Here is a 14,941-nt window from a genome sequence, read left to right on the forward strand (position 1 = left end):
ATTACACGAGACAAACCTTACTTTTGACGAACCTGAAAATTAGGCATTGACGCGCGCAGATTGTTTTGTTTGGACAGTGATGGCGCAATAACATTGCGAGGCAGAATGGACGACCTCAGCCAGAAGCTAAAACAATATATCAAATCCGGCACGCCCGCCGAGAGACGGATTGCGCGGTACTTTTCAGACCATATGAGCGAACTGCCATACGAGACTGCATCGTCCGTTGCCGACAGGCTGGAATTGAGCCCGATGACCGTTGGCCGCTTTCTGCGGGCGCTGGGCTACCAGGGGCTGGATGGCTTCAAGGTTCACCTGCGCGAAACGGTTCCGCCGACCGCGCTGCAGAAGAACCCGACGACCGTGGAGCAGCTCCACCAGGACGCCGCCGCAGGCCTGCCGTTGGCAGCATTGATGGCAGAGCAACTGGACATGCTGCACCATGTCTACAATCTCTCGTCCCAGCCGCAATGGGCAGACGCGGTCTCTTCCATCCTCGGTGCAAGCGACGTCTTTGTCGCGTGCCATCTGACATGCCCGATCGGCCAGTATTTTTGCGATCGACTGAGCTTTGCCCGCGACAACGTACGGATGGCCGGCAACGGCAATGCCACCTATATGGAGCTTCTGGCACCATCCACGACGAATTCGTTGCTCATCATTATCGACTCGCACCGCTTCGCGAAGTCTCGACTGCTAGCCCGCTCGGCACGTCGCTCGGGCCTGAAAGTTCTGCTGGTCACCAGCCAGTACACTGACTGGGCCCATGAATTTTCCAACACCACGCTGTCCGTCCCGCCGCCCCGTGTCGGGCCACGCGATAATCTGACCGCGATGTCCGCACTACTGGAGTTCCTCGCAACCGCTGTAATCCACGCCGCCGGCCAGGACGCCGAAGTCCGCGCACGGCGACTGGCAGAACTCGAGAACATGTTTGCCGAAGCACCGATGCGGTAAATCCGAGAGGCGGGTGGAGCGGTTACAGCGAGGGCGCGTATCGCTTTGGCGCTAGAAGTGCATAAAAACAAAGAGATAGAACATTTTTGCATCACCATGAGATGCTGAAATGTTCTAATCCATCATTTCGAGTTCAGCCCTATGGCGGATCATCGCCAGGAACCGTCTGTACTCCCGGTCATAGCCGGCCTTTCTGCTGGCGTCGGGCACCCGCTCGTTGCCGCCCGGATACATCGCCGCCCCGGCCGTTGCCAGCGTCTCGTGCATCCCACAGGCGACCGAGGCCGCAATTGCAGTGCCAAGCAGCACGGCTTCGTTCATCTTCGGCATGATCACCGTGCAGCCGGTGACGTCGGCATAGAGTTCCATCAGCACCGCGTTCTTCACATGCCCGCCTGCGACATGCAGTGTGTCCGGAACGTGCCCGTGTTCCCGCATCTTGTCGAGGATATGGCGAATGCCAAGGGCAATGCCGAGGCTTGTCCGCCAGTAGAGCCGGCATAATCCGTCAAACGAAGTATCGAGCGTCAGGCCGCTGATGACGCCAACCGCATGCGGATCGGCAAGCGGCGAACGGTTGCCGTGGAAATCAGGCAGAACGTGAATACGGGCACCGAAATCGGCACCCTCAATATCACGCAACTCCAAGATCCTCGCGACGATCTGGGCATGCAGGGCAGCGGTCGGCGCGCCACCGGCAGCGTGCATCCGGACGATATGGTCCAGAAGCCCGCCGGTTGCCGACTGGCCTGCTTCGACCAGCCACCAGTCAGGATAGACAACATCGAAATATGGGCCCCACATGCCTGTGCTGCCCGGCATTTCGCGGGAAAAGGCAACGACGCAGCTCGACGTTCCCGCGATCAGCGCGAGTTGTCGCTCTAGTTCCTCCGGCTTGCCGACATGCGCGGCAAGCGCGCCCAATGCGCCCGCATAGGCATCGATGACCCCGGCGGATACACGGCAACTGCTGTCGAGCCCGAGGGCTTGCGCCGCCTCCACGCCCAACATGCCCATGCTCGAGCCGACCGGCGCCGTCTCCTCCGGCAGGTGTCCACGCTCGAGGAGGTCGGAGAGACCGATCTGGTCGAGAAAATCGTGCTGCCAGCCGGGGCTGCGATGCGCCAGGTAATTCCATTTCGCCGTCAACGTGCAACGCGAGCGAGCCAGCGATCCGGTCGCCTTATAGGTCATGAAATCCGCCAGATCGAAGAAGTAGCCGCTTCGTGCCCAGCTCTCCGGCAGGTTCTTCTTCAGCCACATCAGCTTCGGCATCTGCATTTCCGGCGACATTACATGGCCGGAATGGGCAATGACCCGGTGCTGCGTGGCGGTGCAGAGGTCCGCTTCCGCCAGCGCGCGGTGGTCGAGCCAGACGATGGTGTCGAAACGCGCCTCGCCCCCGGTCGATACCGTCAGCGGCTGGCCATCGCGGTCGCGCACCACCAGCGAGCAAGTGGCATCGAAGCCGATGCCGGCAATCGCGTCTGCCGCCACGCCGGAAGCGGAGCGTGCAGCCCGGACGGCAGCACAGACTGCCGACCAGATATCCTCCGAGCTATGTTCCGCATGATTTTCCTGCGGCCGGTTCATGAGGATCGGATGCTCGCCCTTGCCCAGCATCCGCCCATGCGAATCGAACACGCCGGCGCGCGCGCTGCTCGTGCCGATATCGACCGCAATCACATGATCACGCATTAAGTCCCGGTCCTGTCCGTCCTGTGTTTTTGGACAAGGTGTATCAAATCCGGCATGGCGTCAAACACCACTTCGGGTGCCAACCGCTCCAGTTCCGCCCGGTAATGGGCCGAGGTGGCATGCGCTCCGCCGGTGAAGGCAAAGACCGTCATTCCGGCGGCCCGTGCAGCGACGATGCCCGCAGGACTATCCTCGACGACGATGCAGTTTTCCGGTGGGACGCCCATCTGCTTCGCCGCATAGAGAAACAGGTCCGGCGCCGGCTTTCCGCGCTTGACCATGCTGGCGCTGAAAATATGCGGCTCGAGCCGATCGAGGAGGCCTGTCAGGCCGAGCGACAGCTTGATCCGCTCCAGCTGGCTGGACGATGCCACGCAGCGCCTGATGTCGAGCCTGTCGAGAGTTTCGCCAATACCGGTAATCGGCTGCAACTCGCTGCGAAACCGGGCGTAAAGGTCCTCACGGATACGATCGAGAAAAGCCTGGTCGGCCTGAACGTTAAATTCCGTATCCAACGTGTCGATCAGGGTTGCAAGGCTTTTGCCGAGAAAGCGCTGGTAGGCACCTTCAGCATCGATTTCGATCCCGCTGTCCCGCATCGCCTGGACGACGACGGCGATGGAGAGCGGTTCGCTGTCGACGAGAACGCCATCGCAGTCGAAGATGACAAGCCCGTTTTCCGCGTCAATCATTGCCGGTCCACCTTCATCCAAAGGGATGCCGGCGCCTCTCGGGACGCCGGCCGATGTTTAATCAGCCAGATTGTTGTCGAGGTAAAGCTGCAGCGTTTCGCGCGTACCCTTTTCCCACAGCGTCTTAAGTGCGTGCGCAAAACGCTTGCGGAAAAGCTCGGACTTGGCGACCTCGCCGAAAATGTCGTCGAAAACGAGGAAAGCCGCCGGATCTGTCTTCGCCTTCAGTGCCGCTGCGTGCAGTCGATCCGAACTGGCATCGTTGAAGACGATTTCCTTGCCGCTGTCCGTCGTGCCGGCGAAATAACGGCACCACAGCGCGGAGACCAGCGACAGGCCGACAATATCCCTGCCCTGCGCCAGATTATCGAGCGTCGATGGCAGGATGAATTTCGGCTGGCGATTGGAGCCGTCCTGCGCCAGGCGCGGAATGGTATCGGCAATCTTCGGGTTCAGCAGCCGGTGCTCGATCAGCGCGAAATAGTCCTTCAGGTCGGTGTTTGGCACAGGCGGGATGATCGGGATGATTTCCTCGTTCTCGAGCTTAGCGAGAAAAGCCCGGATCAGTGGATCTTCCATCGAATCATGGACGAAATGGATGTCCATCAGCGCCGCCGGATAGGCGATCGCTGCGTGGCCGCCATTGAGGATGCGGATCTTCATGTGCTCGTAGGGCGTGACATCGGGCACGAAGGTGACGCCGACCTTTTCGAGCGCCGGGCGGCCAGCCGTGAACTTGTCCTCGAGTACCCACTGCTTGAATTCTTCGCAATAGACTGGCCAGTTGTCCTCGATGCTGAAAACATCCTTCAGCAGGTCGATCTCGCGCTGCCCGGTCGCCGGCGTGATGCGGTCGACCATGGCATTCGGGAAGGCAACGTTGGCCTTGATCCAGTCGGCAAGGTCAGGGTCCGAAAGCCGCGCAGTGCCAACGACGGCGTTGGTCGCCACCACGCCATTGTGCGGAATGTTGTCGCAGGACATGACGGTGAACGGGACGAGGCCCTTGTCCTTGCGCGCCTTCAGCCCGGCAACGATCAGGCCGAAGACCGTCTTCGGTTCGCCAGGATTCTGGCCGTCGGCGATGATGGCCGGGTGGGCCGGATTGAACTTGCCCGAGGCATCGATGAAATAGCCGCCCTCGGTAATGGTCATGGACACGATACGGATGGCCGGGTCGGCGAGCTTTGCAATGATCGCCGCGGAATCGCCGACTGGCAGGATGTCGATCATCGGACCTGTGACGCGCGCCGACGTCGAGTTGTTGTCCTGCTCGACAACGGTCGTCAGAAAATCCTGCGCCGCAAGCTTTTCACGCATGCTGGCGTCGGACGGCAACATGCCCGCACCGACGATTGCCCAGTCATGATCATGGCCCGCAGTGAACAGGTCGTCCAGATAAACCGCCTGATGGGCACGGTGGAAATTGCCGACGCCGAAATGGACGATACCGGCCGACAGCTGAGACCGGTCATAGGCCGGGATGGCGGCCGTTTCCGAAATGGCTTTCAGGGTTGCCAGCGAGAGTTTGGTCATGATCGAAAGTCCTTCCGAAAGGTCCTGATGGTCCGTATTATCGTTGCGCCCGTCGGCCACTGCGCTTCCCCGGCTCACTCGCCGGGACGTGCGTCATCGCTCGTCGCGGGTGCGGCGTGGCCAGCCTAGGAGGCGATGGCCAGGCCCTTGTCGTCGAACTTGTGGATGCGGGTGCGGTCCGGGGTCATGTAGACGATCTCGCCTGCCTTGACCGGGAATTCACCGGTACCACGCGCCGTGATGTGGCCGATACCTTCGACATCGACGTGCAGGAACGTATCGGAGCCGAGATGCTCGGCAACCGTGACCTTGCCCTGCCAAACGCCGCTTTCGGTCGACAACACGATATGCTCGGGCCGAACGCCAACCGTCGGCGCGCCGAACGGCTCTGCATAGACGCCGGTGACAAAATTCATCCTCGGCGAACCGATGAAGCCGGCGACGAAGAGATTTGCCGGGTTCTTGTAAAGCTCCATCGGCGAGCCGACCTGCTCGATGTTGCCGCGGTTGAGGACGACGATTTTGTCTGCCATGGTCATGGCTTCGACCTGGTCGTGGGTCACGTAGACCATTGTGGTCTTCAGCTGCTGGTGCAACTCGCTGATCTCGAGACGCATGTTGACGCGCAGCGATGCATCGAGGTTTGAAAGCGGCTCGTCGAACAGGAAGGCCGATGGCTGGCGCACGATGGCACGGCCGATGGCGACGCGCTGGCGCTGGCCGCCAGACAGCATGCGCGGCTTGCGGTCCAGATAATCGGTGAGGTTCAGCACGCGGGCGGCTTCGCTCACCTTGCGGTCGATCTCGTCCTTCGACATGCCGGCCATCTTCAGCGGGAAGGCGATGTTGCTGCGCACGCTCATATGCGGATAGAGCGCATAGGACTGGAACACCATGGCAAGCCCGCGCTCGGATGGTCCGAGGCTCGTGCCGTCCTTGCCGTCGATGATGATCTTGCCGCCGGACACATCTTCCAGCCCGGCGATCAGCCGCAACAGCGTCGATTTTCCGCAACCGGACGGCCCGACGAAAACGACGAACTCGCCGTCCTTGATTTCAAGGTCGATGGAAGGGATGACCTTGGCTTCGCCAAAGACCTTCGAAACCTTCTGAAGGGTAATGCTGCCCATGTCTCTCTCCCAGATATCTTATTTGACCGCGCCAAAAGTCAGGCCGCGAACGAGTTGCTTTTGGCTGAACCAGCCGAGGATCAGGATCGGCGCAATCGCCATGGTCGAGGCGGCCGAAAGTTTTGCATAGAACAGACCTTCGGGGCTCGAGTAGGAGGCGATGAAGGCCGTCAGCGGCGCCGCCTTGGAAGCAGTGAGATTGAGCGTCCAGAACGCCTCGTTCCAGGCGAGGATGACGTTCAGCAGCAATGTCGAGGCGATGCCCGGTATTGCCATCGGCGTCAGCACGTAGATGATTTCCTTCATCAGCGAGGCACCGTCCATGCGGGCTGCTTCCAGGATCTCACCCGGAATTTCCTTGAAGTAAGTATAGAGCATCCAGACGATGATCGGCAGGTTGATGAGTGTCAGCACGCCGACGAGACCGATGCGGCTGTCCAGCAGGCCGGTGGCCTGGAAGAGCAGATAGATCGGAATGAGGGCGCCGACCGGCGGCATCATCTTGGTCGAGAGCATCCACATCAGGATGTCCTTGGTCCGCTTCGTCGGCGAAAACGCCATTGCCCAGGCGGCCGGAACCGCGATGATCAGCCCGATGATGGTCGATCCGACGGCAATGATGACCGAGTTCGAGAAGTGCAGGAAATAGTCCGAGCGAGACTGCACCTCGACATAGTTCTCGGTCGTCCAGTGGAAGAACAGGAACAGCGGCGGCGAGGCGACGGCATCGCCTTCCGACTTGAAGCTGGTGAGGAAGGTCCAGAGGATCGGGAAGAAGATCAGCAGGCCGAGCGCCCAGGCGACGACCGAGACGATGACCTTGTGGCGGGTGGAAACGCTGCGAGCCATCTCAAGCCTCCAGATTCTTGCCGACGATGCGGACGAGGAAGATAGCGACGATGTTGGCCAGCACGACGGCGACGATACCGCCCGCCGATGCACCACCGATGTCGAACTGCAGCAGCGCCTGCGAATAGACCAGATAGGTCAGGTTCGTGCTGTCCGTGCCCGGGCCGCCATTGGTGGTAACCAGGATTTCGGCAAACACCGACAGCATGAAGATGGTCTCGATGAGAATGACCACCGTGATGGCGCGCGCCATGTGCGGCAGGATGATGTAGATGAATTTCGACACCACGCCGGCACCGTCCATCTCGGCTGCTTCCTTCTGCTCTTCGTCGAGCGACTGGAGAGCTGTCAGCATGATGAGCGTCGCAAACGGCAGCCACTGCCAGGCGACGATGACGATCACCGAGGCCAGGGGGGCGTTGGCCAGAAAGTCGTAAGGCTGGAGCCCGACAGCCTTTGCCGCATAGGCAAAAAGGCCGTTCACCGGGTTCATGAACATGTTCTTCCAGATCAGCGCCGCCACCGTCGGCATGACGAAGAACGGTGCGATCACCAGGATACGGACGATCCCCTGGCCGAACATCGGCTGGTCCAGCAGCAGCGCGAAGGCAATGCCGCCGACAATGGTGATGAGTAGCGCACCGCCAACCAGCAGCAGCGTATTCATCAGCGCCTGCAGGAAGGCCGGATCGGTGAGGAAGTACTCGTAATTGCTAAAGCCGATGAATGGATGGTCGCCCGGCATCAGCAGATTATAGTTCAGCGTCGAGAAATAGATCGTCATTGCCAGCGGCACGATCATCCACGCGAACAGCAGGATCACGGAGGGCGCCATCATCAGGCGGGCAGCGGAACGGGTCTGTAAGGTCGCCATGGGAAGGACCAATCTTGTCTTGAAGCGGGGAGAGTGGCCGCAACAGCGGAATTTTTAAAAGGCCGCCAAGTGACGCTTGGGGCGATCGCCGGCGAACAGGAGGGAGGCGCGCAAGGCGCCCCCACTCCCTAGCCCAGCCGATATCTTACTTGGGATAACCGGCCTTCTTCATTTCGCGGGTCGTCAGTGCCTGCGCACTCTTGAGAGCCTGGTCGACAGTGACCTGGCCGGCAAGCGCTGCAGAGAACTGCTGGCCAACGGCAGTGCCGATACCCTGGAATTCAGGAATAGCGACGAACTGAACGCCGACATAAGGAACCGGCTTGACAGTCGGCTTCGTCGGATCGGCGGAGTTGATGCTGTCCAGCGTCATCTTCGCGAAAGGAGCAGCCTTCTGGTAATCGGCATTCGCATAGAGCGAAGCGCGGGTACCGGGAGGTGCGTTCAGCCAGCCGTCTTTCTGAGCAACAAGGTTGGTGTATTCCTTGCTGGTTGCCCAGGCGACGAACTTCTCGGCAGCTTCGATCTTCTTGGAACCGGCCGGGATGGCGAGATTCCAGGCCCAGAGCCAGTTGCCGCGCTTGCCGAGACCGTTGTCAGGAGCAAGTGCGAAACCGACCTTGTCGGCAACCTTGGACTGCTTCGGATCGGAAACGAAGGAAGCAGCAACCGTGGCGTCGATCCACATACCGCATTTGCCGGTCTGGAACAGGGCGAGGTTTTCGTTGAAGCCATTCGAAGAAGCACCTGGAGGTCCGTCTTCCTTCAGCATCTTCACGTAGAAGTCGAGGGTCTTCTTCCACTCAGGCTGATCGAACTGTGCAGTCCACTTTTCGTCGAACCAGCGTGCGCCGAAGGAGTTGGACATGGCTGTCAGGAAAGCCATGTTCTCGCCCCAGCCGGCCTTGCCGCGAAGGCAAATGCCGTAGACTTCGTCTTTCTTGTCGGTGATCTTCTTGGCTGCGTCTGCGATGAAGTCCCAGGTCGGGGCATCAGGCATCTTCAGGCCGGCCTTGTCGAAAAGGTCCTTGCGATACATGACCATCGAGCTTTCGCCATAGAATGGCGCAGCATAGAGCTTTCCATCCGTGGTCAGGCCGCTGCGGATGGCCGGAAGAAGGTCATTCACATCATAGCTGGCGCCGAGATTGTCGAGCGGCTGCAGCCAGCCTTGCTTGGCCCAGATCGGAACTTCATAGGTACCGATCGTCAGAACGTCGTACTGACCGCCTTTGGTGGCAATGTCGGTCGTGACCTTCTGGCGGAGGATGTTTTCTTCGAGCGTCACCCACTGCAGGTCGATGCCCGGGTTCTTGGTCTTGAAATCATCGGTAAGTTTCTGCATGCGGACCATGTCGCCGTTGTTGACGGTAGCAATGGTTAGCGTCTCTGCAGACGCCATTCCGGCAAGCATCATCACTGAGCAGGCGCTCAGGAGTAGAGTCTTCAATTTCATAATCTTCCTCCCAGAAGAGAAAATATGAGCATTCGCTTAGCTCGAGGGCAATTACTCATAACATGCGACAAGTTGTCAATGCTTAATCGTTGCTGCGACGCCGAACGAAAAAATAAGTCGTTGAAGAAAATGGGTTAAATTTGCCTCAGTCGTCGATCAAGAATGCGGCAGTCGCCTCATCCGTAATCAGGCCGTTGATCAGCCGGCCTGTCAGCGCCGCTCTGATAGCCTCAAGTTTGCGTTGCCCCTTGGCAATTCCGATCACGGTCGATGTTTCGCGGCTGGGTATCGGCGCGCTGGCGACACGCTCGTTGACGGCGTTTTCGAGCAATTTGCCCTCCCCGTCGAAGATCCAGCCGCAGATCTCCCCGGTCGCGCCTTTGGCGACAAGCCCGACCATTTCGTCCCGGCCGAGAAAGCCGTCGACGCAGAGTGGCGCGTCGACGCCCATCTCGCCGATCCCGACAAAGGTCACATCGGCAACGGCGCTGATATCGAGCGTCGAGCGCACCAGCGCCTGCGCGTGCAACAACTCACGCTCAGAAGCAGCCGATACGAGAACCGGCAACGGCATGGGATAGTGACGGGCCTTGATCGCGTCCGCCATGCTGAAGATGACGTTGTAATAGGCAGCGGAGCCGTCCGGACCGATGTTGCCGGTGAGCGAAACGATCCGATGCTGCGTGCAATCGATGGAGGGCAACTGGTCGACGGCAGCCTTCAGCGTGCGCCCGGTGCCGATGGCAAGCACGATGGGCTCCGGTCGCTTGAGCCAGCGTTCGATCTCGGCGGCGGCGGCCTCCGCGATGCCGACAGTCGTCGACGTCGATCCGGGATCGCTCGGCACCACCTCGACATGGGAGAGGCTGAATTTCCGGCGCAGATCCTCGGCCAGCTGCAGGCAGGCGGCGATTGGATGGTCGAGGCGGACCTTGATCAGCCTTTCGGCAACCGCGAGCGACACAAGCCTCTGTGCCGATTGCCGCGAAATCCCCATGGCCCCGGCGATCTCGTCCTGGGTCCGGCCGGCGACATAGTACAACCACCCGGCTCTTGCCGCGTCATCGAGCCTGCCCTGGGTTTCCGACTTCCTGGCCATCCTGTCCCTTCTGTGGCGCTGGCCGCAACATCCCCGACATCGGGTCGAACATCGCTGCAGCCAGAGGCACGATTGTGACGACGCGAACCTTACGCTGCGTCGGGCGGAATGACGCCCTTGGTCAGGGTGAAGCAGCCGTAAAACCGGCGCTCGCCTGTCTGGATGACGCAATAGGCGCTCTTCGCACGCTCATAGAACGCGAAACGCTCGACCGGCACAAGCGGCCAGTGCTTGCCTTCGGCGCGATCGATCTCTGCCTGCATCTCGACCTGAACGGCCGGCAGTTCATCCGGGGAGCCGACCACTTCCATGCGGGTGGCTGCGTCGTCGATGAACGTATCGAGCGGCATCAGCGACAGGATGGCGGCAGCAGCCTGTGGAGAGGTGACGTTATCAATCCGCAGCAGATGGCCAAGGCTCGTTTCGAGCGCCACCGACTCAGCCGGGAAGTTGGTATCGACGATGACAAGCATGTCGCCATGGCCCATGGAGGCCAGCGCGTGCAACACGTCGGCATTGAGAGCAGGTGAAATTCCCTTGAGCATGATAAAGCCTCCTCCAGGCACTTCTTTCAGAATTCGCATTGGTGGCGGGAGACCCCGCACTTTGCGCAGCAGACAAGTAAACGCGACGCCGCAGTCTGTCCAGAGACGCCGTGGATGCGCGTCCGCAAGCGAAGCGCCGACGCCAGCTTGATACACGGCTTATTTAAGCCCCGATTGACCGCATAGCTCCCGCCATATTAGGACAGACATCCCCGAGCGTTGCGAGGCAATTGTGAGAATTCTCCTGGTCGAAGACGACGATACCCTCGGCAGCGCTGTACGCGACCACATTGCCGCAAGCGTCCATGCCGTCGACTGGGTGAGAAACCTCGGAGATGCCGAAAGCGCGGCGAACTCGGTTCACTACGGCCTCATACTTCTCGATCTGCAATTGCCGGATGGCACTGGTATCGATTTTCTGAAGACACTCCGCAAGAATGCCAAGGAGACACCGGTCATCATCCTGACGGCACGTGACCAGATTTCAGACCGGATAGAGGGTCTGAACAGCGGCGCCGACGACTATCTGGTCAAGCCCTTCAATCTGGGCGAACTCTCCGCGCGCATCATGGCGGTTGCCCGGCGTTACTCAGGCAGTCCGCAGCCGATGCTCAAGATCGGCGACCTCGAAGTTGACCAGACGCAGCGCCGCCTTATCGTATCGGGCAAGGACGTCGTGCTGACCGGCCGCGAATGGGCGGTTCTCGACCTGCTGGTCGCCCGCCCCGGCGCCATGGTCTCCAAGGACCAGGTCGAGGAGGCGCTCTATGCCTTCGGCTCCGAAATCGAGAGCAACACTGTCGAGGTCTATGTCAGCCGGCTGCGCAAGAAGATCGGCCGGGACCGCATCCGCACGGCGCGCGGCGTCGGCTACTCGCTCGGAGAACGATAATGCCGGAGACACTCGGCCGCCTCAGCCGCATCAGCATCACCCGTCGGCTGATCACCACGCTCACAGGGCTCGTCGTGCTCTTCTGGCTGATCGCGGTGGGCCTGGGCGCCTATGTGATGAACCGGGAATTTGCCGAAATCTTCGACGGAACGCTGCAGGAAACAGCGGAAAGACTGATGCCGCTCGTGCTCGACGACCTCGCCCAGCGCGACGGCGCCACCGATCCCCAGGCTTTGCAGGCCGTGCAGCAGGGCCTGAACAAGGAATATCTCACCTATCAGGTCATCGATTCCAGTGGCAAGGTCATCATCCACTCACAGGAAGCGCCGGCCACGCCCTATGACGTACCCCTGAAGGTCGGTTTTCACGACACGCCGAAGCACAAGATCTACACAGAATCGGCGCTCAACGGCACCTTGTTCCTGCATGTAGCCGATGCCTTCCGAAACCGTCGCGAGGCCCTGCGCGAAGGCACCGTGGCGCTGCTCTGGCCGCTGCTGCTGCTGATACCGACGAGCATACTGCTGATCCAGTTCATCGTCAGCCGCTCGCTGGCGCCCATCGACCGCCTGCGCGACGAGATTGGCACCAAGGACAGCGGCAATATGGCGGCAGTCGAAGGCGATACACTCCCCCGCGAACTGCGGCCGATTGCCCGTTCCGTCAACCTGCTGCTCGGAAGGCTGCGGTCGGCACTGGAAGCCGAGCGGGAATTTACCGCGAACAGCGCCCACGAGCTGCGCACGCCGATAGCCGGTGCGCTGGCGCAGACACAACGATTGATCGCCGAACTGCCCGAGGGTCCCTTGACCGTCAGGGCCGGACGCATCGAGACGGCGCTCGCCAATCTCGGACGCCTTGCAGAAAAGCTGCTGCAGCTGGCGCGTGCCGAAGCCGGGATCGGCGCATCCGACAAGCCGCTGGATCTGACGCGCATCGTTGACGCTGTCGTCGGCGACTACGACCGGGACAGTCGCACCGCCGGTCGCGTCACGCGAGACTATGCAGCCGGGGTGACCCTCGCGCGCTGCGTCGACATCGACGCCTTTGCCATCGTCGTCCGCAACCTGATCGAAAACGCACTCGTCCACGGACCGCACGATGGGGTCGTCACCATCTCTGTCACCGGAGATGCCGTCAGCGTCGTCAACGGCGGCAATGTCGTCGCGGCCGAGGAGCTCGCCGGCCTCAAGCGCCGGTTCCGTCGCGGGGAAACGAGCGCCGCCGGCTCAGGCCTCGGCCTCGCGATTGCCGACAAGATCGTCACACAGATGGGCGGCCGACTGGACCTGCTGTCGCCGGCCTCGGGTCAGCCAGATGGCTTCGAGGCCCGCATCGTCCTGACACCGCCGGCCGGAAGCTGATCTCTTGCAATGGCTGGAAAAGGATGCGAGCAACGTCGTCTCAGTGCCATAGCGAGTGACGGATGATCGTTTCTTTTGACATCGGCGGGTCCGCCATCAAGGGCGGTTTTGCCCGCTCCCAATCCGACATTACGACGCTGCCGCGCCGGGTTACGCCCGGCCATGATTTCGAGGCCTTCGTCACGGTGCTCCGCGAGATTATTGCCGAGGCCCCGGAAAAGCCTGATGGCATCGCCGTCTCCATCGCCGGCGTCGTCGATCCGGACACGCAGACGCTGACCTGCGCCAACATTCCCTGCCTCCACGGTCGCAAACTTGGTAGCGATCTGGAGACGGCACTCGGCTATCCCGTGCTGATCGCCAACGATGCCGATTGCTTTGCCATGGCAGAGGCCTTTTCCGGCGCGGGTCGCGGTCACCGCATCGTCTTCGGCGCCATCCTCGGCACCGGGGTCGGCGGTGGACTGGTTGCCGACGGGCGGCTGGTTAATGCATCCGGCGGCTTTGCCGGCGAATGGGGCCACGGACCGATCGTCGCGGCCTTTGCCGGCACACCGCCTGTGGCCATTCCCGCCTACCCTTGCGGCTGCGGCCAAACCGGATGCGTCGACACTATCGGTGGCGCGCGGGGGATGGAACGCCTGCACGCGCTGCTCCACGGCACCAGTCTTTCCAGCGAGGAAATCATCGGCTTTTGGCTCGGCGGCGACGATAAGGCGAGTGCAACGCTCGACGTCTACATCGATCTCGTCGCGCCGCCCCTGGCCCTGACAGTCAACATTACAGGCGCCACCATCGTGCCCGTGGCAGGCGGTTTGTCGAATGTCGAGCCGCTGCTGGAGCGCCTGGATATAGCCGTGCGCCAGCGTATCCTGCGGAAATTCGACCGCCCCCTCGTCGTCCGCAGCCAGTGCCGCATCGAGCCCGGCCTGATCGGCGCCGCCATTCTCGGGCTGCGCGATGTCGAGGAGCGCCGCCATGTTGCTTGAGGTCTGCATCGAGGACAGCGCCGGCCTTGCCGCCGCCATCGACGGCGGCGCGGATCGCATCGAACTGTGCAGCGCGCTTGCCATCGGCGGCCTGACGCCGAGCGCCGGCCTGATGCGCGAAGCCGGCCAGCGTCAACTGCCTTGTTATGCCATGATACGACCACGTCCCGGCAACTTCGTCTGGTCCGCGGAGGACATGGAGGTGATGTACGGCGATATCGACATCGCACGCAGCGCTGGATTGGCCGGCGTGGTACTAGGTGCCTCCCTGCCCGATGGCCGGCTGGATCGCGAAAGCCTCGACAAACTCGTCCGCCACGCCGAAGGTCTCGGCCTGACGCTGCATCGTGCCTTCGACCTCGTGCCCGACTGGCGCGACGCCGTCGAAATCGCAATCGATCTCGGTTTCGAGCGGATTTTGACCTCGGGCGGAAAAGTGGCGGCTCCGGATGGGGTCGAGGCGTTGGAAACGCTGGTAGCACTTGCATCCGGCCGGATATCCATCATGCCTGGCTCCGGCATCAATCCGCAAACCGTGAGCACCTTGATCCCGAGATTGAAGATCACCGACATCCACGCCTCCTGTTCTTCCAGCGCAGCATCCAGCGACCCGCGGCTTGTCTCCCTCGGCTTTGCGCCTGCGCTCGAGCGACGTACGGACGGCGCGGTGGTTCGCGCCCTGAAGGCGCTAGTCGCCTAAGACGGGCTGCGTTGCCGACATGGCAAGCCCGATTGCCACTGGGCGACAAAGAGGGCATGAATGCATCTGTTGCGTAAAAGCGTCCCTTCCGGAAAGTCGGGAACTGCGGCTGCGCGAAAACGATGCTTTCACGGCTTGAGTCTCGACAGTGATTTCGCAG

14 protein-coding genes are annotated in these 14,941 nt (G+C 61.2%); 5 read left to right on the top strand and 9 right to left on the bottom strand.

Annotated elements, in window-relative coordinates; all coding sequences use genetic code 11:
• Nucleotides 1–105 precede the first annotated feature (105 nt).
• Entirely contained in the window at nt 106–957 is an 852-nt protein-coding gene (locus tag J5274_RS00385) for a MurR/RpiR family transcriptional regulator (protein WP_142830381.1), read from the top strand.
• Between the two features lie 114 nt (nt 958–1,071).
• Here J5274_RS00385 and J5274_RS00390 read toward each other — a convergent pair whose 3' ends face one another.
• The 9 genes from J5274_RS00390 to J5274_RS00430 form a co-directional block, all read right to left on the bottom strand.
• Nucleotides 1,072–2,655 (bottom strand): FGGY-family carbohydrate kinase, encoded by a 1,584-nt coding sequence (locus tag J5274_RS00390; protein ID WP_142830379.1) that lies wholly within the window; start codon nt 2,653–2,655, stop codon nt 1,072–1,074.
• Nucleotides 2,655–3,347 (bottom strand): HAD family hydrolase, encoded by a 693-nt coding sequence (locus J5274_RS00395; protein ID WP_142830377.1) that lies wholly within the window; start codon nt 3,345–3,347, stop codon nt 2,655–2,657. The genes J5274_RS00390 and J5274_RS00395 overlap by 1 nt, the downstream gene beginning before the upstream one ends.
• Nucleotides 3,348–3,404: 57 nt before the next feature.
• On the bottom strand, nt 3,405–4,883 hold the full coding sequence (locus tag J5274_RS00400; RefSeq protein ID WP_263431682.1) for a mannitol dehydrogenase family protein: 1,479 nt from the start codon (nt 4,881–4,883) through the stop codon (nt 3,405–3,407).
• Between the two features lie 125 nt (nt 4,884–5,008).
• Nucleotides 5,009–6,013, bottom strand: a complete 1,005-nt coding sequence (locus tag J5274_RS00405) for an ABC transporter ATP-binding protein (protein ID WP_142830375.1) — start codon at nt 6,011–6,013, stop codon at nt 5,009–5,011.
• A gap of 18 nt (nt 6,014–6,031) precedes the next feature.
• Nucleotides 6,032–6,862: a carbohydrate ABC transporter permease gene (locus J5274_RS00410; RefSeq protein ID WP_142830374.1), complete on the bottom strand. Its 831-nt coding sequence runs from the start codon at nt 6,860–6,862 to the stop codon at nt 6,032–6,034.
• Nucleotide 6,863: 1 nt separating this feature from the next.
• Nucleotides 6,864–7,736, bottom strand: a complete 873-nt coding sequence (locus J5274_RS00415; protein WP_142830372.1) for a carbohydrate ABC transporter permease — start codon at nt 7,734–7,736, stop codon at nt 6,864–6,866.
• A 145-nt stretch (nt 7,737–7,881) separates the two neighbouring features.
• The gene (locus J5274_RS00420) at nt 7,882–9,192 is read right to left on the bottom strand and encodes a sugar ABC transporter substrate-binding protein (RefSeq protein ID WP_142830370.1); all 1,311 of its coding nucleotides are present in this window, start codon (nt 9,190–9,192) and stop codon (nt 7,882–7,884) included.
• Nucleotides 9,193–9,337: 145 nt separating this feature from the next.
• The gene (locus J5274_RS00425; RefSeq protein ID WP_142830368.1) at nt 9,338–10,291 is read right to left on the bottom strand and encodes a sugar-binding transcriptional regulator; all 954 of its coding nucleotides are present in this window, start codon (nt 10,289–10,291) and stop codon (nt 9,338–9,340) included.
• A gap of 89 nt (nt 10,292–10,380) precedes the next feature.
• Complete coding sequence (locus J5274_RS00430) at nt 10,381–10,836, bottom strand: RbsD/FucU family protein (protein WP_142830366.1); 456 nt, start codon at nt 10,834–10,836, stop codon at nt 10,381–10,383.
• Between the two features lie 232 nt (nt 10,837–11,068).
• Here J5274_RS00430 and J5274_RS00435 point away from each other — a divergent pair, with 232 nt between their 5' ends.
• From J5274_RS00435 to J5274_RS00450, 4 genes are all read left to right on the top strand, one after another.
• A complete protein-coding gene (locus J5274_RS00435) occupies nt 11,069–11,728 on the top strand; it encodes a response regulator (protein ID WP_142830364.1) in 660 nt (219 codons plus the stop codon).
• Nucleotides 11,728–13,092 carry a HAMP domain-containing sensor histidine kinase gene (locus J5274_RS00440; protein ID WP_219274719.1) on the top strand — a complete coding sequence of 455 codons (1,365 nt, stop codon included), beginning with the start codon at nt 11,728–11,730 and terminating at the stop codon, nt 13,090–13,092. The genes J5274_RS00435 and J5274_RS00440 overlap by 1 nt, the downstream gene beginning before the upstream one ends.
• Before the next feature lie 62 nt (nt 13,093–13,154).
• Nucleotides 13,155–14,081, top strand: coding sequence for an ROK family protein (locus J5274_RS00445; protein ID WP_142830360.1), 927 nt, complete (start codon nt 13,155–13,157; stop codon nt 14,079–14,081).
• Nucleotides 14,071–14,781 carry a copper homeostasis protein CutC gene (locus J5274_RS00450; protein ID WP_161990966.1) on the top strand — a complete coding sequence of 237 codons (711 nt, stop codon included), beginning with the start codon at nt 14,071–14,073 and terminating at the stop codon, nt 14,779–14,781. The genes J5274_RS00445 and J5274_RS00450 overlap by 11 nt, the downstream gene beginning before the upstream one ends.
• Nucleotides 14,782–14,941 lie beyond the last annotated feature (160 nt).

The sequence above is a fragment of the Rhizobium sp. L51/94 genome, from assembly GCF_019355555.1.
Lineage (GTDB): Bacteria > Pseudomonadota > Alphaproteobacteria > Rhizobiales > Rhizobiaceae > Rhizobium > Rhizobium rhododendri.

What these genes read in the sequence shown, in the direction of transcription:
- J5274_RS00385 (WP_142830381.1), top strand. Translation starts at nt 106, where the DNA reads ATGGACGACCTCAGCCAGAAGCTAAAACAATATATCAAATCCGGCACG.
- J5274_RS00390 (WP_142830379.1), bottom strand. Translation starts at nt 2,655, where the DNA reads ATGCGTGATCATGTGATTGCGGTCGATATCGGCACGAGCAGCGCGCGC.
- J5274_RS00395 (WP_142830377.1), bottom strand. Translation starts at nt 3,347, where the DNA reads ATGATTGACGCGGAAAACGGGCTTGTCATCTTCGACTGCGATGGCGTT.
- J5274_RS00400 (WP_263431682.1), bottom strand. Translation starts at nt 4,883, where the DNA reads ATGACCAAACTCTCGCTGGCAACCCTGAAAGCCATTTCGGAAACGGCC.
- J5274_RS00405 (WP_142830375.1), bottom strand. Translation starts at nt 6,013, where the DNA reads ATGGGCAGCATTACCCTTCAGAAGGTTTCGAAGGTCTTTGGCGAAGCC.
- J5274_RS00410 (WP_142830374.1), bottom strand. Translation starts at nt 6,862, where the DNA reads ATGGCTCGCAGCGTTTCCACCCGCCACAAGGTCATCGTCTCGGTCGTC.
- J5274_RS00415 (WP_142830372.1), bottom strand. Translation starts at nt 7,736, where the DNA reads ATGGCGACCTTACAGACCCGTTCCGCTGCCCGCCTGATGATGGCGCCC.
- J5274_RS00420 (WP_142830370.1), bottom strand. Translation starts at nt 9,192, where the DNA reads ATGAAATTGAAGACTCTACTCCTGAGCGCCTGCTCAGTGATGATGCTT.
- J5274_RS00425 (WP_142830368.1), bottom strand. Translation starts at nt 10,291, where the DNA reads ATGGCCAGGAAGTCGGAAACCCAGGGCAGGCTCGATGACGCGGCAAGA.
- J5274_RS00430 (WP_142830366.1), bottom strand. Translation starts at nt 10,836, where the DNA reads ATGCTCAAGGGAATTTCACCTGCTCTCAATGCCGACGTGTTGCACGCG.
- J5274_RS00440 (WP_219274719.1), top strand. Translation starts at nt 11,728, where the DNA reads ATGCCGGAGACACTCGGCCGCCTCAGCCGCATCAGCATCACCCGTCGG.
- J5274_RS00445 (WP_142830360.1), top strand. Translation starts at nt 13,155, where the DNA reads ATGATCGTTTCTTTTGACATCGGCGGGTCCGCCATCAAGGGCGGTTTT.
- J5274_RS00450 (WP_161990966.1), top strand. Translation starts at nt 14,071, where the DNA reads ATGTTGCTTGAGGTCTGCATCGAGGACAGCGCCGGCCTTGCCGCCGCC.